The sequence below is a fragment of the Aeromonas sp. Y318-3 genome, from assembly GCF_027706185.1.
Lineage (GTDB): Bacteria > Pseudomonadota > Gammaproteobacteria > Enterobacterales > Aeromonadaceae > Aeromonas > Aeromonas veronii.
In genome coordinates this window covers 24,296-45,962 of record NZ_JAPDCN010000025.1, presented here as the reverse complement: position 1 = coordinate 45,962, position 21,667 = coordinate 24,296, and the positions used below count along the sequence as shown (strand labels likewise).

The 21,667-nt window shown below is 60.6% G+C and carries 19 protein-coding genes; 6 read left to right on the top strand and 13 right to left on the bottom strand.

Annotated features, from left to right (window positions below; translation table 11 throughout):
- Nucleotides 1-45 precede the first annotated feature (45 nt).
- Both glmS and OKB77_RS22435 read right to left on the bottom strand, forming a co-directional pair.
- Nucleotides 46-1,878 (bottom strand): glutamine--fructose-6-phosphate transaminase (isomerizing), encoded by a 1,833-nt coding sequence (gene glmS, locus OKB77_RS22440; protein ID WP_064339058.1) that lies wholly within the window; start codon nt 1,876-1,878, stop codon nt 46-48.
- A 56-nt stretch (nt 1,879-1,934) separates the two neighbouring features.
- Nucleotides 1,935-2,708 (bottom strand): DeoR/GlpR family DNA-binding transcription regulator, encoded by a 774-nt coding sequence (locus OKB77_RS22435; RefSeq protein ID WP_005355851.1) that lies wholly within the window; start codon nt 2,706-2,708, stop codon nt 1,935-1,937.
- A 122-nt stretch (nt 2,709-2,830) separates the two neighbouring features.
- Between OKB77_RS22435 and blrA the strand changes: the two genes are divergently transcribed.
- The 6 genes from blrA to OKB77_RS22405 all read left to right on the top strand — a co-directional run bounded on the left by blrA (nt 2,831) and on the right by OKB77_RS22405 (nt 9,367).
- A complete protein-coding gene (gene blrA, locus OKB77_RS22430) occupies nt 2,831-3,505 on the top strand; it encodes a beta-lactam response regulator transcription factor BlrA (protein WP_064339059.1) in 675 nt (224 codons plus the stop codon).
- Nucleotides 3,502-4,923 (top strand): beta-lactam sensor histidine kinase BlrB, encoded by a 1,422-nt coding sequence (gene blrB, locus OKB77_RS22425; RefSeq protein WP_270818533.1) that lies wholly within the window; start codon nt 3,502-3,504, stop codon nt 4,921-4,923. The genes blrA and blrB overlap by 4 nt, the downstream gene beginning before the upstream one ends.
- Before the next feature lie 80 nt (nt 4,924-5,003).
- Nucleotides 5,004-5,798 (top strand): OXA-12 family class D beta-lactamase, encoded by a 795-nt coding sequence (gene blaOXA / locus OKB77_RS22420; RefSeq protein WP_265776392.1) that lies wholly within the window; start codon nt 5,004-5,006, stop codon nt 5,796-5,798.
- A gap of 84 nt (nt 5,799-5,882) precedes the next feature.
- The gene (locus tag OKB77_RS22415; protein WP_199415655.1) at nt 5,883-6,362 is read left to right on the top strand and encodes an Lcl C-terminal domain-containing protein; all 480 of its coding nucleotides are present in this window, start codon (nt 5,883-5,885) and stop codon (nt 6,360-6,362) included.
- A 117-nt stretch (nt 6,363-6,479) separates the two neighbouring features.
- Nucleotides 6,480-7,835: a cell envelope integrity protein CreD gene (gene creD / locus OKB77_RS22410; protein ID WP_150390040.1), complete on the top strand. Its 1,356-nt coding sequence runs from the start codon at nt 6,480-6,482 to the stop codon at nt 7,833-7,835.
- Nucleotides 7,836-7,969: 134 nt separating this feature from the next.
- Entirely contained in the window at nt 7,970-9,367 is a 1,398-nt protein-coding gene (locus tag OKB77_RS22405; RefSeq protein ID WP_064339064.1) for a DUF4832 domain-containing protein, read from the top strand.
- 32 nt (nt 9,368-9,399) lie between these two features.
- Here OKB77_RS22405 and OKB77_RS22400 read toward each other — a convergent pair whose 3' ends face one another.
- From OKB77_RS22400 to OKB77_RS22350, 11 genes are read right to left on the bottom strand one after another with little or no spacing between them, the layout of a single operon-like run.
- Entirely contained in the window at nt 9,400-9,807 is a 408-nt protein-coding gene (locus OKB77_RS22400; protein WP_033115229.1) for a hypothetical protein, read from the bottom strand.
- A complete protein-coding gene (locus OKB77_RS22395; RefSeq protein ID WP_199428619.1) occupies nt 9,804-10,931 on the bottom strand; it encodes a glycosyltransferase family 4 protein in 1,128 nt (375 codons plus the stop codon). Before OKB77_RS22395 ends, OKB77_RS22400 begins: the two co-directional genes overlap by 4 nt.
- On the bottom strand, nt 10,918-11,409 hold the full coding sequence (locus OKB77_RS22390; protein ID WP_156854579.1) for a serine acetyltransferase: 492 nt from the start codon (nt 11,407-11,409) through the stop codon (nt 10,918-10,920). Before OKB77_RS22390 ends, OKB77_RS22395 begins: the two co-directional genes overlap by 14 nt.
- Entirely contained in the window at nt 11,406-12,623 is a 1,218-nt protein-coding gene (locus tag OKB77_RS22385) for a glycosyltransferase family 4 protein (protein ID WP_064339067.1), read from the bottom strand. Before OKB77_RS22385 ends, OKB77_RS22390 begins: the two co-directional genes overlap by 4 nt.
- Nucleotides 12,620-13,630 (bottom strand): glycosyltransferase family 2 protein, encoded by a 1,011-nt coding sequence (locus tag OKB77_RS22380; RefSeq protein WP_064339068.1) that lies wholly within the window; start codon nt 13,628-13,630, stop codon nt 12,620-12,622. Before OKB77_RS22380 ends, OKB77_RS22385 begins: the two co-directional genes overlap by 4 nt.
- Nucleotides 13,627-15,006, bottom strand: a complete 1,380-nt coding sequence (locus OKB77_RS22375; RefSeq protein ID WP_232098380.1) for a capsular biosynthesis protein — start codon at nt 15,004-15,006, stop codon at nt 13,627-13,629. Before OKB77_RS22375 ends, OKB77_RS22380 begins: the two co-directional genes overlap by 4 nt.
- Nucleotides 15,003-16,217 (bottom strand): lipopolysaccharide biosynthesis protein, encoded by a 1,215-nt coding sequence (locus OKB77_RS22370; protein WP_064339069.1) that lies wholly within the window; start codon nt 16,215-16,217, stop codon nt 15,003-15,005. Before OKB77_RS22370 ends, OKB77_RS22375 begins: the two co-directional genes overlap by 4 nt.
- Entirely contained in the window at nt 16,214-18,355 is a 2,142-nt protein-coding gene (locus OKB77_RS22365; RefSeq protein ID WP_064339070.1) for a GumC family protein, read from the bottom strand. Before OKB77_RS22365 ends, OKB77_RS22370 begins: the two co-directional genes overlap by 4 nt.
- Nucleotides 18,356-18,370: 15 nt before the next feature.
- The gene (locus OKB77_RS22360) at nt 18,371-18,910 is read right to left on the bottom strand and encodes a polysaccharide biosynthesis/export family protein (protein WP_197971566.1); all 540 of its coding nucleotides are present in this window, start codon (nt 18,908-18,910) and stop codon (nt 18,371-18,373) included.
- Nucleotide 18,911: 1 nt separating this feature from the next.
- Nucleotides 18,912-20,270 (bottom strand): outer membrane beta-barrel protein, encoded by a 1,359-nt coding sequence (locus OKB77_RS22355; protein ID WP_148660639.1) that lies wholly within the window; start codon nt 20,268-20,270, stop codon nt 18,912-18,914.
- Nucleotides 20,254-21,657, bottom strand: a complete 1,404-nt coding sequence (locus OKB77_RS22350; protein ID WP_199415661.1) for an undecaprenyl-phosphate glucose phosphotransferase — start codon at nt 21,655-21,657, stop codon at nt 20,254-20,256. Before OKB77_RS22350 ends, OKB77_RS22355 begins: the two co-directional genes overlap by 17 nt.
- Nucleotides 21,658-21,667 lie beyond the last annotated feature (10 nt).

Genomic DNA, 21,667 nt, shown 5'->3' with positions numbered 1-21,667 from the left:
CAAAAAGAGCCGCAATAGCGGCTCTTTTTCATTTGAGAGAGTGACTTACTCAACGGTCACCGATTTTGCCAGGTTGCGCGGCTGGTCCACGTCAGTGCCCTTGATCAGGGCAACGTGGTAGGAGAGCAGCTGCAGCGGCACTGTATAGACGATGGGGGCGATCACCTCTTCCACATGGTTGAGGTTCATGACCCGCATGGTCTCGTCACTCTTGAAGCCGGTATCGGCATCGGCGAACACGTAGAGAATACCGCCACGGGCGCGCACCTCTTCCACGTTGGACTTGAGCTTCTCCAGCAGATCGTTGTTCGGCGCCACCACAATGATGGGCATTTCGGCATCGATCAGCGCCAGCGGGCCGTGCTTCAGTTCGCCAGCGGCGTAAGCTTCGGCGTGGATGTAGGAGATCTCTTTTAGCTTGAGCGCCCCTTCCATGGCGATGGGGTACTGGCTGCCACGGCCGAGGAACAGGCTGTGCTGCTTGTCGGCAAACTCTTCGGCCAGGGTTTCGATATCCTTGGCCAGCGCCAGGCTCTCTTTAATACGCAGCGGCAAGGCTTGCAGCGCCTTGACCAGTTCGGCTTCGGCGGCCGCGCTCAGGTGGCCACGGCAGTGACCGACCGAGGCCACCAGCATCAACAGGCCAGCCAGCTGGGTGGTGAACGCCTTGGTGGAGGCTACGCCGATCTCGGCACCGGCACGGGTCATAAAGGCCAGATCCGATTCACGCACCAGCGAGGAGCCCGGCACGTTGCAGATAGCCAGCGAGCTCATGTAGCCGGATTCCTTGGCCAGACGCAGCGCCGCCAGGGTATCGGCGGTCTCGCCGCTCTGGGAGAGGGTCACCAGCAGGCTGTTGGGGCGCACTACCGATTTGCGATAGCGGAACTCGGAGGCGATCTCCACATCGCAGGATACGCCAGCGATCTCTTCGAACCAGTAGCGAGCCACCATGCCGGAGTGATAGGAGGTGCCGCAGGCGACGATCTGCACGTGCTCGACCTTGTCAAAGATGGCGCGAGCGCCGTTGCCGAACGATTCGACCACCACGTGATCGCTGCCCAGACGCCCTTCCAAGGTGTTGGTGATCGCTTTGGGTTGCTCGTGGATCTCTTTGAGCATGTAGTGACGGTATTCGCCCTTGTCACCGGCATCGTGGGAGAGTTCGGACTCCTGCTCTTCACGCACCACGGCGTTACCGTTGGTATCGAAGATATGCACATCGCGACGGGTTACTTCGGCCACATCACCCTCTTCCAGGAAGATGAAGCGACGGGTCACCGGCAGCAGCGCCATCTGGTCGGAGGCGATAAAGTTCTCGCCGATACCGCGGCCGATCACCAGCGGTGAACCGGAGCGGGCCACCACCACGCGGCTGTCGTCGCGGCTGTCCATCACCACGGTACCGTAAGCGCCGCGCAGCTGCTTCACCGCCTTTTGCATGGCGGCCAGCAGGGAGTCGGCGGATTTCAGCTCGTGGTGCACCAGATGGGCAATCACTTCGGTATCGGTGTCGGAACTGAACACATAGCCCAGCGCCTTCAACTCTTCCCGCAGCTCTTCGTGGTTCTCGATGATGCCGTTGTGCACCACCACGATATGCTCGGAGACGTGGGGGTGGGCGTTGCGTTCGGAGGGCTCGCCGTGAGTGGCCCAGCGGGTATGGGCGATGCCGGTACCGCCGTGGACGGACTGCTCGTCGAGCGCCTTGGCCAGCTCAGCCACCTTGCCCAGACGGCGAACCCGCTGCAACGGCTGGTTGGCGCTGAACACGGCCACACCGGCTGAGTCATAACCGCGGTACTCCAGACGGCGCAGGCCCTCTACCAGAATTTCAGCCACATCACGTTGGGCGACAGCCCCGACGATGCCACACATACACTTCTCCTTGAGATGCAAATCGTAAAGTCAGTTGGATGGTTCAGAGCTCGATGTCAGCAAGTGACCGGGGCGCAGATAAGCGTCACCCCCTGGGCTTGAATCTGTTCTCTGGCCTCGCTGGCCAGCCCCTCGTCGGTCACCAGGGTATGGATGCTCGACCAGGGAAGTTCGAGATTGGGGATCTTGCGGCCGATCTTTTCCGATTCGACCATCACAATGACCTCCCGCGATACCTCGGCCATGACACGCGACAGGCCCACCAGCTCGTTGAAGGTGGTGGTGCCACGCTCCGGGTCGATACCGTCGGCACCGATAAAGAGCTGGTCGAAGTCGTAGGAGCGCAGCACCTGTTCCGCCACCTGCCCCTGGAAGGATTCGGAGTGAGGGTCCCAAGTGCCACCGGTCATTAACAGGGTAGGCTCATTTTCCAGCTCGCGCAGGGCTCCGGCCACATTGAGGGAGTTGGTCATCACGATGAGGCCGCGCTTGTTGCCCAGCATGGGGATCATGGCGCTGGTGGTGCTGCCGCTGTCGATGATGACGCGGTTGTGATCACGCAGCCGCTCGGCCGCCGCACGGGCAATGGCTAACTTTCGGTTCGAAACTTGTTCAGGGTTGACCTCGACCACCATCTCGCTCGGCAAAGGGACAGCACCACCGTAACGGCGCAGCAGCAGACCACCGGTCTCCAGTACCGCCAGATCTTTACGGATGGTCACTTCGGAGGTAGAAAAGTGTTTGGCGAGAGCGTCGACGCTCACTTCACCCTGCTCTTGTACCAGGGTCACTATGGTGTGACGGCGTTGTTGAGTATTACGTTTGGTCATTTTTAAGTTTCGATTCGAAAGAACATCGAAATATTAGCCCCTTTTTCGGAAAAATAAAACAGCAAATAGGATCCGATTTGGTTCGATGCCAGAATGGGGTGCCAATTTGCGACGAGGATGCCATGCAAAAGAGAGTCATCTGGCTGGTGGAGGATGAGGCCAGCATCGCCGACACCCTGATTTACGCCCTGCAGACCGACGGGTTCGAGGTGGAGTGGTTCATGCTGGGCCAACAGTTGCTGACACGACTGGAACAGACTCGACCCGACTTCCTGATCCTCGATGTGGGGCTGCCCGACATCAGCGGCTTCGAACTCTGCAAGCAGGTGAGGGCGCTGACCGATATCCCCCTGATGTTCCTCACCGCCCGCAGCGAGGAGATAGACCGGCTGATCGGGCTGGAGATCGGTGCCGACGACTATGTGGCCAAACCCTTCTCGCCACGGGAAGTGTGTGCCCGGGTGCGGGTCATCCTGCGCCGCAGCCAGCCCGTCGCCCCCCAGCCCAGCGCCCTGCTGGTACTGGATGAGGAGCGGGCCCGCATCCATTTTCGCGGCCAACCGCTGGCCCTCACCCGCTACGAATATCTGCTGCTCAAGACCCTGATGCTTGCGCCGGGCCGGGTCTACTCCCGCCAACAGCTGATGGATCTGGTGTGGCAGGATGCGGAGGATAGTCTGGATCGCACCGTCGATACCCACATCAAGACCATCCGCGCCAAGCTGCGCGAACATGATCCCGAGGCCAACCTGATCCTCACCCACCGCGGGCTGGGCTACAGCCTGGAGCTGGCATGAGACTCGGGTTGCAACTGCTGTGCGGCCTGCTGCTGATCTTCGCGCTGGCCGCCTGGTTCGTGCTGGAGATCTTCGTCGAGGAGATAAAACCGGGAGTGCGCAGCGCCACCGAGGATACTCTGGTAGACATGACCCAGCTGCTGGCGCCGCTCGCGCTCGATGATCTGAAAGAGGGCAATATGATGAACGGGCGGTTGGCCAGCGCCTTCGCCCGCCTCAACCAGAATCCCATCAATGCGATGATCGATGGCCACCTCAAGCAGCAGGCGGAGTACCGCATCTATGTCACTGACCAGAAGGGCATGGTGATTTACGACTCCGACGGCACGGATCTGGGCAAAGACTATTCCCGCTGGAACGATGTCTACCGCACTCTGCGCGGCCAGTATGGCGCCCGCAGCACCCGCACAGATCCCGACGATGCCGCCAGCTCGACCATGTATGTGGCAGCGCCGCTGCGGGAGGGGGCCGAGATCATCGGCTCCCTCACCGTCGCCAAACCCAATCGCACCCTGATGCCCGCCATCGAGCGGGGGGAACAGGAGCTGCTGCGGGCCGGCGGCCAGATGCTGCTCATCTCGCTGCTGATCGGCAGCCTGCTGGTGTGGTGGCTCAACCGTGCCATCGGCAAGCTGGTGCACTACGCCGACTCGGTCAGCAAGGGGGAGGCGGCACTGCTGCCACGGCTGCACACCGTCGAGCTGGATCGGCTCGGCCGCTCACTGGAGACCATGCGCCACCAGCTTGATGGCAAAAGCTACATCGAAGCCTATGTGCACAGCCTGACCCACGAGCTGAAGAGCCCGCTGGCCGCCATTCGCGGGGCAGGGGAGATTTTGGCTGAAACGCCGCCCCCCGAAGTTGCCAAACGGTTTATCGGCAACATCAATCTGGAAACCGCGCGCATGCAGCAGCTGATCGAGCGAATGCTGCAACTCGCGCGGCTGGAGTCGGGGCAGGGGCTGGATCGCCAGTCGGTGGAACCGGCAAAACTGGGCAAGCGCACCCTCGACGCCCGCCAGATCATCGCCCAGCGCCATCAGGTCGAGTTGGTGGCCGAGCTGGCCAGCGCGCCGAAACAGAAGTGGGATCCGCTGCTGGTGGAGCAGGCCATCGGCAACCTGCTGGATAACGCCATCGACTTCTCTCCCGCCAACGGGCAAGTCACCCTGAGCGGCAGCCAGCAGGAGGAGGGCTACTGTTTTCGGGTCACCGACAGCGGCCCCGGCATTCCCGACTACGCCCTGCCGCGCATCTTCGAGCGCTTCTACTCCCTGCCGCGCCCGGACAAGGGCAAGAGCAGCGGTCTGGGGCTCAGCTTCGCCCATGAGGTGGCCCACCAGCATGGCGGCCGTCTGACCCTGAGCAACCGGCCGGAAGGGGGCGCGCTGGCGGAACTCTGGCTGCCGTTCGCCTAGTCCCCCCGCAACTTCACATTCCCCACACAAAGCGGCATTAGACTGCCGCTTTCTCTCATCCATTTGCTCAAGGAAATGCTATGTCCCGCCTGCTTCTCTCCAGCCTGCTGGCTGCCGGTCTGCTCGCAGCCCTGCCTGCCTCCGCCGCCAGCGGCTGCTTTCTCTATGCTGACGGCAACGGCCAGACCCTCTCCAGTGAAGGGGACTGCTCCAGCCAGCTGCCACCCGCGTCCACCTTCAAGATCCCACTGGCGCTGATGGGTTACGACAGTGGCTATCTGGTGGATGAAGATCATCCGGCGCTGCCTTACAAACCGAGCTATGACGGCTGGCTGCCCGCCTGGCGTGAAACCACCACCCCGCGCCGCTGGGAAACCTACTCGGTGGTCTGGTTTTCCCAGCAGCTCACCGAATGGCTGGGGATGGAGCGCTTCCAGCAATATGTCGACCGCTTCGACTACGGCAACCGGGATCTCTCCGGCAATCCGGGCAAACATGACGGCCTGACCCAGGCTTGGCTCAGCTCCAGCCTCGCCATCAGTCCGGAGGAACAGGCCCGCTTCCTCGGCAAGATGCTCAGCGGCAAGCTGCCGGTCTCGGCGCAGACCCTGCAGTACACCGCCAATATCCTCAAGGTGAGCGAGATCGACGGCTGGCAGATCCACGGCAAGACCGGCATGGGCAACCCGAAAAAGCTGGATGGCAGCCTCAACCGCGATCAGCAGATCGGCTGGTTCGTCGGCTGGGCCAGCAAACCGGGCAAACAGCTGATCTTCGTCCATACCGTGGTGCAAAAGCCCGGCAAGCAGTTCGCCTCCCTCAAGGCGAAAGAAGAGGTGCTGGCCGCCCTGCCTGCACAACTTAAAAAGCAGTGATCTCGCTTCCCGCCAGATAAACCCCCGATAACCACGGTCAGCCCACCAGCGACGGGCTGACCGCCATTCGTAAACGAGACAAACATGAAATTATTTCTATTGCTGCTCTGGCTTCCGGCCAGCATGGCGCTGGCTGCCTGTGATCTCTCCGACCACCTGACACGGCAGGGAGAAGTCATCCATGATCGGCTAAACCACCTCGAATGGCAGGCGTGCAGCCTCGGCAGCCAGTGGCAGGAGGGGAAAGGGTGCGTGGGCACACCGGCCCTGCTGACGCTGCTTGAAGCCAAAGATGAAGCTGCCCGCCTTGGCGAGGGGTGGCGACTCCCCACCATCGAGGAGCTCTTCACCCTGCTCGACGAGGATTGCCGGGCGCCGATGACAGACCCGCGCTTCTTCTCCGATATCCATGACAACGGGGAAAATTCAGCCCCCTACTGGACCTCCAGCTCCATTGAGGAGATGCCGGAACTGGTCTATTACATCGATTTTATGCACGGGCTGATCGACGGCCACACCGATCGTTTCGCACAAGCCGCTCGGCTGGTGCGCTCCCGCCCCTGAACAATCCCACGGCGCCTGATGGCGCCGTTTTTCAACAGTTCACAGCCACTTCACACAAGCCCATCACCACTTCACGCCGGACTGACAGACTCACTCCATCCAACAAGGAGACGTGTCATGGTCAAACAGATATTCACCCACAAGATATTTCTGCTGCTGTTGCTCAGCCTGCTGTTGATGGTGCCGGTGCAATCCATCATGGAGCTGAACCGGGAGCGTCAGGCTTACCGCAGTCAGGCCATTCACAGCATCACGGCCAGCAGCAGCGGCCCGCAACGGCTGATGGGGCCTATCCTGGTGCAGCCCTATACCCGTTCGGTGACGGTCGAGCAGGATGGCAAGCGCTTCGTCCGTCAGGAGCAGATCTACCGCTACCTGCTGCCGGAGCAGTTGGATATCAAGGCCAACATGGAGGTCACCCCGCGCAAGCTGGGCATCTATCAGGCGCAGGTCTATCAGACCCGCCTCTCCCTCTCGGGCCGCCTGCCAACCCGGCAGAGTCTGCTGAATGACGCGACCTCACCGCTCGGTGAAACGGCCGAGCTGGTGGCGGGCAAACCCTACCTGAGCCTGGTGCTCTCCGATGCCCGCGGTATCAACAGCGTCCCCGAACTGCAACTCGGCACACAGCGGATCCCGTTTGCCCCCGGCGCCCGCCTCGGTGATGCACTGGCGGGTATCCATGCCCCGCTCGACAGCCTGCCGCAGCAGGATGGCACCTTTCATCTGGAGCTCAATCTGCAGGGGATGAACGCCCTCGACATAGTACCGCTTGGTAAGGAGAGCACCCTGCTGCTGGCGGGCAACTGGCCCCATCCCAACTTTATCGGCGACTTTCTGCCGGGCAGTCGCACCCTGAGTCCACAAGGGTTTGAGGCCAACTGGCAAACCAGTTGGTTCGCCAGCGACATGGAGACCCGCTTCAACCGGATGATGAACGGGGGCGATAGCAATCTCTCCACCTTCAGCGTCAGTCTGGTGCAGCCGGTGGATCACTATCAGCTCAACGAACGGGCGGCCAAATATGCCCTGCTCTTCATCGGCCTCACCTTTATCAGCTTCTTTATGTTCGAGCTGCTCAAGGGGCTGCGGGTTCACCCGATCCAGTACGCGCTGGTGGGCATGGGGCTGGCTATCTTCTATCTGGTGCTGCTGGCGCTGACCGAACACCTCGGCTTTGGCTGGTCCTATCTGGTGGCCGCACTGGCCAGCGTACTGCTCAACGGCTTCTATCTGAGCCATGTGCTGGGCGGCCCGAAACAGGGGATCGGCTTCGCAGCGCTGCTCGGGCTGGTCTATGCCATCCTCTACAGCCTGCTGCAGGCCGAAGAGATCGCCCTGCTGCTCGGTGCCGTGCTGTTGTTCGCCACTCTGGCACTGATCATGCTGCTGACCCGCAAGCTCGACTGGTATCAGGTGATGGGACAACAGAGTGTCGAGTCCCACCCAGCCGGACATGACAATGACGACTGAGAGCACAACCTCCGTCAATCTCTGACCGAAACAGCAAAGGCTTCAGTCGGTTCTTCTCGAAAACAGCGGAACCGGCTGGGCCTTTGTCCGCCAATTTCCTAGCATGCAATCATGTTCCACTGGCGGACGATCACATGAAAATGCATCCGGGCAGGATCCTGCTCTATTCCGGCTTGCTATGGGCTCAGGGAGCTCTGGCCGGTACCCTCACCATTCATCCCGAACCGGTCGACGACCTCTTGCACAATCCCGGCGTCGGTATCGAAGAGTTTCACAACAGCTGGGGTCATCCCCTCTCTCTGGCTGAACATCCGGTCAGCACGGTCGACTACTTCCGCTTCTACTGGAGCGAGCTGGAACCACGGGAGGGCGAATACAACTTTGCTCTGATCGACAGGGCCATCGATCAGGCACAGCACGCCACCCCGAAACAATCGATTGCCCTCAGGGTCATGACCCTTGATGAGCCCTTCTCGGGCAGCAAGATCCCGGAGTGGCTCATCAACAAGGGGATTCGGGGAGAGTGGGTGAACAACCACCAGACCTTTGTGCCCGACTACAGCGACCCGCAGTTCCTCGCCCGGGCCACCCGGCTGTTCCAGGCGCTGGGAGACCATTACGATGGCAACCCGGCGCTGAGTCATGTCGACATCGGCATGATAGGTTCATGGGGAGAGTGGCACATGAGCAACTTCCCCGGCCCAACGCTGGAACAGCGCTACAGCAGCGAGCAGCTCAAACCCTATGTTGACCTGCAGATGGCCGCTTTTCCGCGAACCCCCAAGCTGATGCTGATCAACAACCTGCCCATGTTCGAGTATGCCGTGGGCAAGGGAGCTGGCTGGCGGGCAGACTGCCTCGGCGACTGGCACCACTTCTCCCAAAGCTGGAGCCACATGCGCAACGCCTACCCGGAACGACTGGCGAGCGCCCGCACCGATGTGGCGAACTTCGATTCCAGCTGGCAGCGGGCGCCGGTCAGTTTCGAGGTGTGCGGCAAGCTGAGCGAGTGGCCAGGCCAACAGCAGTACACCATGGAGGAGGTCAAGGCCACCTTTGACTGGGCGCTGGCCCAACACGCCTCCACCATCAATCTCAAGTCGGATCCGGTTCCCCCCCAATATCGACCCATCGTCGACAATGCCCTGCGCAAGCTGGGCTATCGCATCGTGCTGGACCAGCTGATCCTCAAGGGAACCATGAAGCCGGGGGCTACCCTTACCCTCAACGGCAACTGGCACAACGACGGGGTAGCGCCGGCCTATCGCAACTGGCCGCTCACTTACCGGCTGGTCAACGAGGAAGGCCAGGTCGGCGCCATGCTGGTGACCCGCAACGACATGACCCGCTGGATCCCGGGCAGCAAGGCTACCACTCGCGACAGCCTGACCCTGCCGGGCCGGATGGCACGCGGTCACTACTATCTCGAGCTGGCCTTCATCGGTCAGGACAAGCAGCCCGCCCTGCAGCTCGGTATTGCAGGTCTGGAAGAGAGTGGCTGGTATCGTCTGGCCGAGATCGACATCCAGTAACGAAAGAGGGCTCCCGCGGGAGCCCTCTTTCGTCACATCAGCACACTCTTTTTGAACAGATCCCACACCCCGAACGAGAAGTGCTTGAAGATGTCGATGCCAAGGGCTGACTTCACCAGATAGAGCAGCAGCACCATACCGCAGATCCCCAGCAGCAACAGCAGGGTGGTCAGCAGCACCTTGAGGTGAAAGCGAAAGCCGCTTTCCCGCCCGCGATGACGGCGATCCCGTCCCATCAACACCACCAGATAGCAGCGCCAGCGACCGATGCCGAAGGCGCTGTTGACGTTGATGGCGTGCGACTTGCCATCACTCATCAGCCGCAGCGCCTGCTCGATACCGTCGCGCTGAGTTTCACTCAGGCTCTCGGCCACCTCGGGGGAGAGAGCACGGTAGAAGCGGTCGATCGCCCCCTGCGGTTTCTGCGGTAATTGGCTCATTGGTTTTCTCCTGCGGATATGCCCAGAGCCTTGCGGTAGACCGCCATGGTCTGGCCGGCGATCCGCTGCCAGTCATACCGCTGCAGATAGTCGCTGTAATCGACCTTGCCGCGAGGCAGCTGGGCGTTGAGTCGCTCTGCCAGCGCACTCACATCGCCGACCGGGAAATAGCACTCCTGTTGCAGCGCCACCGCCAGATTGGCGGGAATGTCGCTCACCACCACCGGCAGGGAGAAGGAGAGCGCCTCCAGCAGGGCTATCGGCAACCCCTCGTGATAAGAGGGCATGGCAAACAGGGTAGCCTGTGAAAAGACGCTGATCAGCGCCTCGCCATTGAGGAAACCGGTACGGATCACCCCCGGTGTTTCATCCGCTATGCGCAGCAGGCGCTCGCTGTAGGGGGTCGGGTGATCCGTATCCCCCACCAGCACCAGCGGCAGCTCGGTATCGAGCTGGCGGTAGGCGGCGATGAGATCGTGCAGCCCCTTCTCTTCGACGAAGCGGCCCACCGCCACCAGATAGCTGCCAGCGGTCAGTCCGAAACGGGCCAGCGTCAGCTCCCTCTTGTCCGCTGCCGGCAACTCGACCCGTTTCACCCCGTTGTAGATGAGGTGGGCATCCTGGCGATCGTACTGGCGGCGGATCGCCTCGTTGATCACTTCGGAGATGACGATCACCTCGCTGGCATAACGTACCGCCCAGCGCTCGCCAAGGCGTAATACCCACTTGGCCAGCCCCCCCCACTTCTGGCGGTCATAGTCGGGGCCGTGATGGGTAAAGACCACCCGTTTGCCAAGCAACCTCAGCAGCGGCACCACCAGCCCCGGACCGATGGCATGGACATGCACCAGATCGCAGGCATGGCTGCGGCAGTAAAAAGCCGCGAGCAGAGAGTGGAGGATTGCCTCCAGCGACTTCTTTTTGGGGGCGGGCAACGCCTCGAGAGCCACTCCTTCAAACTCGCCGCTTCGGTAACTCACATAGGGGGCGCGAGCCAGTACGGTCGCCGCCACTTCGAACTGGCGGTGCAGCTCCGGATAGAGGGACTGACAATGGGTTTCGACACCGCCCAGTACATGGGGGATCCCCCGGGTACCGAGCACGGTCACACTAATCTGCTTCATGATCTTCTCGAATGATTCTGGCGGGATTGCCCGCAACAACGGCGCGAGCCGGGACGGAACGAGTAACGACGGCACCGGCACCGACACAGGCATGATCACCAATGGCGATGGCCCCGATAACGATGGCGCCGGTGCCGAACTCGACCCCGTCCCCCACGGTGGGCGAGAGGAGCTCGCCGCTTTGGCGATCAGGCTTGTTGCCCAGAGTGCAGTTGTGGCGCAGAGTACAGTCACGCCCCATCTGCACACCGTCACCGATGACGATATTCTGCGGGTGATAGAGGCGCAGACCCCAACCCAGCCGGGCTCTTGGCGAGATATCGAGGCCGCACAGCAGCTTGAATCCCTTGAGCAGCAGCAAGCCGGGTAACGCCAGAAAGCGGCCTCCCTGTGCCAGCCGGTAGCAGAGCAGGAACAAGCGCGCCGTCTTGCTCGGATTGAGCGCCAGTTCGGCTTTCAACTCGTGCCAAAAACTCATCTCCGTTTCTCCTCCAGCAACGACTGGTAGAGCGCCAGCAGGACTTGCTGGTGGCTGGCGAGGGAGTAGTTGTCGATCAGCCGCTGGCGGGCCGAACGCCCCATGGCCGCCGTCTGCTCCGGCTCGGCCACCAGCCTGTCCATGCAGCGGGCCAGCTCGTCGGCATTGCCCGCCTCGAACAGCAGGCCATCGAGACCGTCGCGGATCTGCTCCGGAATCCCGCCAATTCGAGCCCCGATCACCGGTTTGCCATAGGCCATCGCCTCCAGTACCGACATGGAGCAGTTCTCGTACCACTCGGACGGCACCACCACGGCCTTGGCGTGGCGCAGCAGATCGAGCAACGCTTCCCCCTGCTTGAACCCCAGCAGTTCGGCATTGGGATAATGCTGCCCGAGGTGCGCCAGCAGCGGGCCACCGCCCACAATTTTGAGGCCCGCTGGCCGAGTCATGCGCTGATGGGCACGGGCAAGCGTCTCGACCCCTTTCTCGGCCATCAGGCGCCCGAGGAACAGAAAGTACCCCCGATCCTCTCCGCTTTCGCGGCTCGACTCGACATCTATACCATTGAGGATCACCTCGATGCGGGAAGCGGGCAGCCGGGTGCGAAGCATCCCGGCCATGAAGGCGCTCGGCGCCACCAATGCATCGACCTGCTCATAGTTGCGGCGCCACTGCTGCCAGGCCGCCTCGGCAGAGAGCAGCAGGCTCTTGCCCCATGACCCCTCCTGCCACTGATGGCGAAACAGCTTGAGCCAGGAACCCTCGATCCGGGTCAGATCGAACGGCTCGCCATCGACCAGCATGCTGTAGTTGGGACAGGCCACCTTGTAGTCGTGGGCTGTCAGCACCGTCTTGCAGCCCAGGGATTTGGCCACCCGGATGATCGCCGGGGTGAGCTGGTGGTAGATGTTGTGAAAGTGAACGATATCGGGCCGCTCGGCACGGATAAGCTCCGCCAGCCGATCACAGGCCTCCTGATTGTGAATGAAGCGAGCGGCGATCTTCAGCCGATCGAAGAGCCCGTGCCGCTGGTGATAATCGACGTTGGCCGGAAAGTAGCCGCTCTGGGGCGAGGGGAGGTTATCCGGATGCTGCATGGCAAAGTCGAGCACCTGATAACCCGCCTGACGCACCATCTCCCGCTCCTGAAAGAGGACGGTCTCGGCACCTCCCTTCATGAAAAAGAACTTGTTGGCAAAGAGCACCTTCACGGCAATGACTCCTGGATCAGACGATGGGCGGGCGCCTCGCGCGGAGAACGCTGGGGCAACAGCAGGCCGCGCACCAGCCCGGCTGCATAGATGGAGAGGTTCATGACACTGCGCAGGGCATCTTGCAGGGAGCGGTTCTTCAACCACTTGAGAGCGATGAAGCCACCCAGCGGTGTCAGTGCCAGCAACGGCAACCAGAACGGCAGTCCGGCTACGAAAAGCAGCACGCAGAACAGGAGTGTCAGCAGGTAGAGTCCGAACAGCAGCTCAGAGCGGATCACCGACAGCACCTCGCGAAAATAGGGCTGCCCCCACGCCGAGCGCACCAGCTCGCCGCTGGCAAACAAATACCCCATGCGCCAGCGGTAACGGATCAGGGCAAGGGAGTCCATGGTGTGGGAGGTGTGAAAGAAGAAGGGGACATCGAGCCGCTCCAGCCGATAGCCCGCCTGACGCAGCCGGATACCCAGCTCCGCCTCTTCGTAACCGTGCAGGTTGCGATTGGTGAGATAGCCGATCTGCTCGATGGCGCTGCGTCGAAACAGGCCGCCACCACACAGCCAGCGCGACTCGCCCAGCGGATAGATCTGGTTGATGCGCTGCTTGCGCGACTTGAACTCATAGCTGTGGGCATCATCCATCTCGGCCCGCCCGGCCACTCCACCGCATTCGGGGTGGGAGTGCATGTGCGCAAGGGCGGCCGGCACAAACTCCGGCTCCAGCTTCATGTCGCCATCGAGCAGCAGCAGGAACTCCCCTTCGCTGAAGAGGTAGCCAAGCTGTGGCCCCACGCCGCAACAGCGATCGGCCGGGTTGGTCAGGCTGACGACAGTCACACCCAGCTGGCAGGCAATCGCCTGGGTGCGGTCGGTCGAGAGACTGTCCGCCACGATAATCTGGTGGGAATAGTCGGCCAGAGCGCTCCTGATGCTTGCTATGGTGTCGGCAATCCCTGCCTCCTCGTTGTAGGTCTTGATGATGACGGAGATAAGGGGGGATGGAGTCATGACACCTCACAGGAACGGGTGGCCTGCCGAACCGAAGAACGGATCACCAGGGCGGCACCCAGCACGAAATAGAAGAGGAACTGCTGTACCGGGATCAGCATCAGCAGCTGGCTGTAAGGCAAGCTCAGCAGGCAGGCGATCCCGAACGCGATGAAAGCGGGTTGGTAGCTGAGCAGACGCACATCTGCCGCACTCAGCAGCTGGCGATCCAGCAACGGTCGGGGACGGCAGCACCAGAGCAGCAGAACGATCAGCGCGATGAAGATCAGGGTGCCCATCAGTCCCACCTCCCACAGCAACACGCTGAGGGAGGTGGAGTCGAGCAGCACGTTGAACAGGGGGTTGAGAAAACCGGGCAGGGTGCTGCCATGGTTAGTGGTGTTGAGGCCATAACCAAACAGCAGATTGCTGAGACCGTGGTGATCACCGTTGCTGGCCCAGAAAAAGAGCGTCGTCACCCGCCCCAGCTCGCCGGTTTCCGGATTGATGTGGTTGGGATCGAAGATATAGCCGAGGGAGTCGATAAACAGCTCAATGGCCCCCTGTTGTCCGGCCCCCTCGAATGCGGATGAGTAGGAGGCAGCCAGCACCAGAACGGCCGCTGCCACCAACGCCGTCATCGCCAGCGCAATCAGCAGCAGACGCTTGAGGTCATAGCTTTTCATCCCCCTGACATAGCTTGGAGAGAGCCAGACCCAGGCCAGCAGCAAGGGGGACAGCAGGATAACGAACTTCACCTCGGCCAGCACGCAGATGGCAAAGGCGGCAAGAATGTGAAAAGCAACCGAACGACGCGAAATGAGGCCATGGCGAAACTCGGATAGCTTGATCAGCATCACCAGCAGACAGAAGAAGCCGAGAGCACCGGTATTGCCGCCCCCCATGGGATCCCCCCCGAAGGTGCCGACCACCGAGTCCCACTTTTCAAACTCGCCACGCAGTGCCACTCGTTTCGGCACCACCACCAGCACCTGAAACAGCACCACCGGGATCTGCAGGTAGAAGACCCACTCCACCAGCTTCATGATGCGGTAAATCTGTGACTCGCGGCAGAAGCCCAGTAACAGGCAGGGGAGCAGCAGAGAGAGCGCCAGCTCGTTCTTGAAACCGATGATAGTCACCATGCCCCCCTGCTGAAGCAGGGTGCCCAGCAGCGCCAGCACCAGCAAGCCACAGTAGAGCAGCAGCAGCACCTTCTCCTGATAGTCGAGCCGCAGCGGGCTGTAACGCGTCTGCAGCGGCAGCAACATCAAGGTGGCAATCGCCAGCAGGAAGGGCAGCCAGAGGAAGGCTGTAATGCCGGTGACGTACTGGGCCAGGCCGCAGATCACCAGCGACAACAGCAGATTGGCCTGCATGATAAAGGCACTGTTCACTGTGCCAGCTCCATCCGCCCCTGCAACTCTGCAGCCCGGCGGTTGACCCGCAAAAAGACGAAGCCGTAGCGCACCGCAGTCAGCAAAGAAAAGGCCAGCACACAAAGCTCGTACTCCTGTTGCAGCCAGGGCATCAGCACGAAGGCGATCACCACGACCAGCAGCTGCTCAAGCTGGATCCGCAAAAAGTAGCGGGGCGAGCCGAACACCAGCTCGATTACGGTCAGCGGGCAGATGGCTACCGCAGTAAACACATAAGGCAACATGTAGCGGGAGGTATCGATGGAGGCGATCCACTCCGCATTGAAGAACCACTTCATCACCAGCGGATAGCAGATGAGGATCCCGAGGGTGGCCGCACTGCCCATCGCCAGCAGCAGCCGCTTCACCTTGCGAAACTCCTCCCCGTTGAAACGGCGCAGGCGGAAATCCTCCGACCATCGCGAGAAGATGGAGTGGCGGATGGCGTTGCCGACAATCACCACGGGCGCCAGACAGAAGCGGTTGACCACGGCAAAGTAGCCCGCCACCAAAGGGGAAAACCAGAAGTTGATCAACACGGTTGGCAGATTGGCCGTCACCATCGCCAGCACTTCGGCACTGCCGACACCAGCCAGATGCGCTTTATGGCGGGAGAAGAAGTGCAGCAGGCGACGCGGGGAAGCCTCCCTCAGCATGGCACTGTGCCAGGCAAAGGCAGACCACAACCAGCCCCCGATCACCAGCAGCAACAGACAGGCCCATAACTGATAAAAGTGCACCATGTCAGGGGCAAGCAGCAGGCAGAGCAGCACCACCGCAGAGGCCGAGATACGCTGCAGACCGAGCCGCTGGTAGTGACCGGCCCGCAGAGCCAGATTCTCGGCGATGAGGATCAGCCCGTGGGTCACGGTCAGCAGGTAGAGCGGCCAGAGCGACAGCGAGAAAAAGCAGACCACCACCAGCACATAGGGGATGGGGAGCAGCCAGACCTGCAACAGGGAAAAGATCAGGTTGCCGGGCAGCTCGGCCTCCTCCAGCTTGGGCAACAGCAGTTGCGAGGCAAAGGTGGCAAGTTGGGCACCGATCAGCACCAGACTGTAGCTGAGGGCATAGAGCCCGACCGCAGCCATGTCGAACTTGTGCGAAAGTGACCAGACCGAGAGCGCCCCGATCAGCTGGGATAGCACGGAAGCACCACCTATGGTGGTGATGCTGCGCAGCAGTTTCATAGTGCGCCCCGGGTGGGAGCACCACAGAATCTCAGGTTCTCAGCCCCTTCCAGATCCCGCTCGGCGACCTGGGTCAGCACAGTCCCCAGAACCGCCACTCTGGCATCCCGCAACTGTGCCAGCACGCTCAGCACCCGGCTGGCCGGCAGTTGCCCGGACTGAACCACATGAATGGCACCATCCAGCGGTTGCCCCAGCAGCAGAGCATCCTTGCCGACCTCCAGCGCAGGAGTGTCCACTATGATGCGGTCAAATTGCCCGGCAAGGGTTGCCAGCAGTTCGCTCCAGCGCGGGGAACCAAGCAGTGCCAGCGGGGAAGATACCGGCTGACCAGCAGGCAGCAGGGTCAATCCCTCTTTTGGCACCAGACAGGCAGCCAAGTCGGCTTCGCCTGAGAGCAGCTCGGCCAACCCCGGTCTGGCTTCCTGCCCCAGCAACTGGCGACCGAGGGCGCCCCGGCGCAGATCCCCATCCACCAGCAGCACCCGCTCATGGCGGGCAAAGCTGGCGGCGCAAAGTGCCGCCAGCGTTGACTTGCCCTCACCAGCACGGGTCGAGGTGATCATGATGCGCTGCAGCTGACCCGACTCCAGCCGCATAATGGCGTAGAGGTCATCGGCACTGGCACCTACTCTGGGATTGACCGCTCCCACCCGCAGCAGGGCACTCTGATCCTGCAAGGCTGGCAGCCGCGGGATTTCGCCAAGCACCCGCCCACCGAGCTGGGAGACCAGCTGGCTCAGACGATCCAGGGTATTGCGCAGTGCTCCGGCAGTGATGACGGCCAGCACGGCAACCATGCCCGCCATGATCACCACCATCAGCAGAAACAGCATCTTGTTTGGCTTGGCTGGCAACAAGGGCACCGATGCAGCATCGTAGAGGATGGCATTCGACTCGTGCAACTGAGCGTTCAGGCGGGTCTCTTCCTGACGGCGGAACAGCTCGTTATAGAGCTGACGGGTCTTGTCGATATTGTTCTTCAGATTGTTGTACTCATCCTTCTTGACTGCCAGCGAGGAGAACTCCCGCTTCTTCTCGTCAAGCTGGGCAAGGTACTCCTGCTCCTTGCGCTGGCTGCTCTGGTAGCGATCCTCGATACCGTCGGCAATCTCCCGCATCAGCTGGTTTGACTGGGTATTGAGCGCCTTGATGCGCGCTTCGGCCTGCAGAATACGGTCATGCTTGGGGCCATAACGCTTGGCCAGCTCAGAGAGCTCCTGCTGGGCCTTGATGAGGGCGATGCGCAGATCCTGCATCTGGGGATGGTTGGAGACCTCGGGCAGGGAGGCCAGCGCCGCCGGATTGCGGCCGTACTCCTGAATGGACTGGAATTCGGCCTGCGCCGCCAGCCGCCGCTCGCGGGCATCCGCGTACTTGTTGGTGATGATGCCGAGCTCTTCGGTTTGCAAACCATCTACGCCGCGAAACGTCAGCAGATCATTGCGGGCAAGAAAATCGCCGAGCTGCTTCTCCTGCTTCTCCAGACTGGCCTTTATCTCGACCAACCGGCTCTGGTTCCAGTGCGATGCCGTGGTGTTGGCATCGACCCGCTCCTCCACATTGAGATCGATGTAGGTCTGGGCCACCTCATTGGCGACGCTAGCGGCCAGCTCGGGAGAGCGGGATTCGAACCCGATGCTGACCAGCTGGGTATCGCGCACCGGCGAAATAGAAAGATGTTTAGCCAGATACTCCATTGCGTGCTGGTTTCGTGAGGAGGCATCCTCCTGATGTCCGGCACTCCAGAATCCCTTGATGCGGCTAAACCAGCTGTCCGGATTGGGCTGCCCGTTGAATTCCGGCAACTCGGCCAAGCCCAGATGAGTGACCACCTTCTCGGCCACCCGGCGTGACTTGAGCAGCTCGAACTGGGTGTTGTAGTACTCGCGGCGGCTGGTATCAACCCGATAGACGGGCTCGATAGGTGAAGCGCTGTTGGCATCAGCCTTCAGCAGCAGGGTCGCACTGGACTGGTAGTAGGGTGGCATGCTGAGGATAAAGGGGGCTGCCACAAGGGTCACCACGGCGGCAAACAGCACCACCTTCCACCAGTTTGCCTTGAGCACCCGCCAGGGGCCGCTGAAATCGAGGCGGCTCTCTAGCGCACGGCCATTTTCAACCAACAATGAAGTCATGAAGAGCGTCCTGGATCAGAAGAAACTTTGTTCGATGGTGATGATGTCGCCGGGATTGAGTTGCCGTTGCAGGCTCACCTCTTCCAGCAACTGATCGCTGCCATTGCGGCGCAGGCTGATATCCCGTCTAGCGGCGCGATCGGTGAAACCACCCGCCAGCGCGACGGCCTTCTCCACCGTCAGGCCGGGCTGGTATTCGTAGCCACCCGGGTGAGCCACCTCACCAGCTACAAACACCTGACGAAAAGTGGTCACGTTGACCGTCACCATGGGGTCGAGCAGCACGCCGTGCTTGAGCCCTCTGGTCAGCAGCTCGGCCACCTCAGTGGTGGTGTGGCCCATCAGCAGCACCTGACCCAGATAGGGGTAATTGACCTGACCACTGGTATCAACCTTGAACTTCATCGACAGATCCGGCTCGCCATACACCCGGATTTCAACCTCGTCACCCGGCGCAAGCCGGTAGGCGGAATCGTTGCCTTGCGGGCCCTGGCCAGCCCAGACCGACAGGCTGAACAACCAGCCAAGCAGAAGCACCATCACGCTTTTGTTCATGTTAAATGGCTACCTTGAGTGAAAGAGAAAGCTGTTGTTTGTCGTAACCGAGGGCACGGCCATAGCAATTGCCGCCGATGTCGATGGGCTGCCCGGCAAAGCTGGAACCGGAGTCGGCCTGCAGGTAGTGGAGCCCCAGATTGACGGAGGGACGAATGTCGTAGCTGATGCCCATGCCCCAGCGATGGATGTCGTCCTGACGGTGGCGGTTGTCGTTACCACAGACCACCGACTGGTGATAATCATCCCGGATATCGTGATAAGAGAGCGTGGTCGCCACTCCGGGTGACCAGTGGTGCTGCCACTCGGCGCCATATAGCTGGCTGCTGACATAGCCGCCGTCACCACCCGGATCACGAATGGTCCGGCTGGAGAGCAGCGCGAGCTTGCTGTAATCGAGCGGTTGCCACTCCAAACGCAGATCCCAGTTCAGCCCTTTGAAACTCTCTGCCTGCGGATCGTTGACGAAACGCTTGTAGATCCCGCCGATATTGGCATCGATCCGGGTCTTGCCGGTCATCTGGCTCATCACCCCTGTGATAAGGAAAAATTCGTCGGAATCCTTGCGCGGATTGGCCGGATAGCGTCGCAGATTGGTCTGCAGGGTGTAACGAAAACGGCTGACATGACTCACCTGATCGAACAGCTCGACAATAGCGGTGTTCTCCTGCCACTCCTGCTCGGCCATATAGCGTTCAAAGTCATGCTGGTAGAGGTGCTTGTCGAGATAGCCCAGATCCTTGTGGGAGAGCGCCAGCTCCAGCTTGCCTCTGGCATCGGGAGCGCCGTAACTGTAACGGCCACCTACTTCGCTGCGTTTGAACCGCAGCGGCTCATTTATCTGAAATCTGCCAAATGTACCATCACCACAGAGCGCACGACCTTCCTTCTCATCAGCGTCGCTGGGACAGGGAGAAATATCTCCCCGCAACATAAAGCCTTCAGTCAGCCCCTCGCCACGCGCCTCATGGCCCAGCCGATACTGGTACATCAGCTTGAAGGCGTTGCGCAGGGAGAAACGCCAGCTGCCGTCAAACTGGAATTGGTGATCGGCATAGTCATCGGCATGACTGCTGTCATAGCGACGATAGTCACCCAGATAGCTGAACTGATAGCGATCCAGACCGCGTTCGCCCACCATGCGAAATTCCGGGGTGATCCCGATGAAATCTGAGCCTATCGCCTGACTACTGTCGCGCTGCCACAATAGGTTGCTGTCGTGACCATAACGATTCTCCACATCGGTCTGGATCTCCAGACCAAGCGGCCCCTGATGGGATACGGGAGAAACCTCGGCATGGACAGAAAGAGAGGGGGAGAGCAGCACTCCGGCGCAAATGAGGCTAGTAAGCGGATGCACCGACAAACCCCTTGAATACTGTCAGGAAAATGATTTTTAAATCCAGCCAGAGTGACCAGTACTGGATGTACTTGAGATCGAACTTGACCCGCATCTCCATCTTGTCGAGGGTGTCGGTTTCGCCACGAAATCCATTTATCTGGGCCAATCCCGTAATCCCCGGTTTTACCTTGTGGCGAAGCATGTAGCGATCAACCAGAGAACGATACTGCTCATTGTGCGCCACGGCATGGGGCCGCGGTCCCACGATCGACATGGAGCCCTGAATTACATTGAAAAATTGTGGCAACTCATCCAGCGAGGTGCGACGCAAGAATGCACCGAATGGCGTCACTCTGGGATCGCCTCTGGTAGCCTGAGTCACCACGGCATCATTCTCCATGACGCGCATGGAGCGGAATTTCCATACCTGTATCCGTTTTCCCCCCAAACCGTAGCGATCCTGCTTGAAGAGTACAGGTCCGGGTGAAGAGAGACGCACCCCGAGTGCCACCAGCGCCATGACCGGAGAGATGAGCAGCAAAATAAGTGAGCCCAGAACCAGATCTTCAATGCGTTTGAGCAGGGCTGCCCCCCCTTCAAACGGAGAATCGAAAAAGCTGAAGGTATAGATATCGCCGACCCGATCGATATGAGATACGGTCAGGCCGTACTCGTAGAAATCAGGTACCAGATAAGTATCGACCGTAGTGTCGGAGAGTTCGTAGAGGTAGTGATTGATGCGCTCCCGGGCAGTCAGGGGCAGCGCCAGATAGACTTCGTCGACCAGCCCTTTGCGAGCCAGCTCAAGCAGTTCATCGACCTCACCCAGCAAGGGGCTGCGAGTCGGGTAACCGAAACGCTCTTCGCTACGGGCATCGAAAAAACCGAGCATCTGAATATCGTGACGCGGGCTCTCCCACAGGGATTTCTCCAATGCCAACCCGGCAGGCGTGACTCCGATAATGGCTACGCGGCGACAACAGGAGGAGCGACTGAACCAGAGGGTCACCAGCCGGTACAGCACCCGATAACCGGTGGAAATAAGGCAGGCCATGGCAAGCCAGAGCACAGCCAGCTCCTGCGGGAAAGGGTGGTAAGGTTTGAAGAGGGGAACCAGATAGACCAGCAGGTAGAGCAGGGTCGCTGTTACCAACCAGGAGAAGATGAGGCGCAGCAGAGACTGCGCCAAATATTTACGAACCCGGCTGCAATAAAGCCCGGTATTCTGGGAAACCAGAAAGAAGACCACCATGCCCAGCGTGGTCAGAGACATCTCGTCCAATCCATGAAACAAACCGAAGTGCCGCGAGAGCAGCACCATTGAGACTGAAATTCCCACCAAATCGACAAAGCGGGAAAACAGACTGTGGCTCGCATCTGCGAGCTTGATAATTCGCTTGTTCATGGGTCGCCTT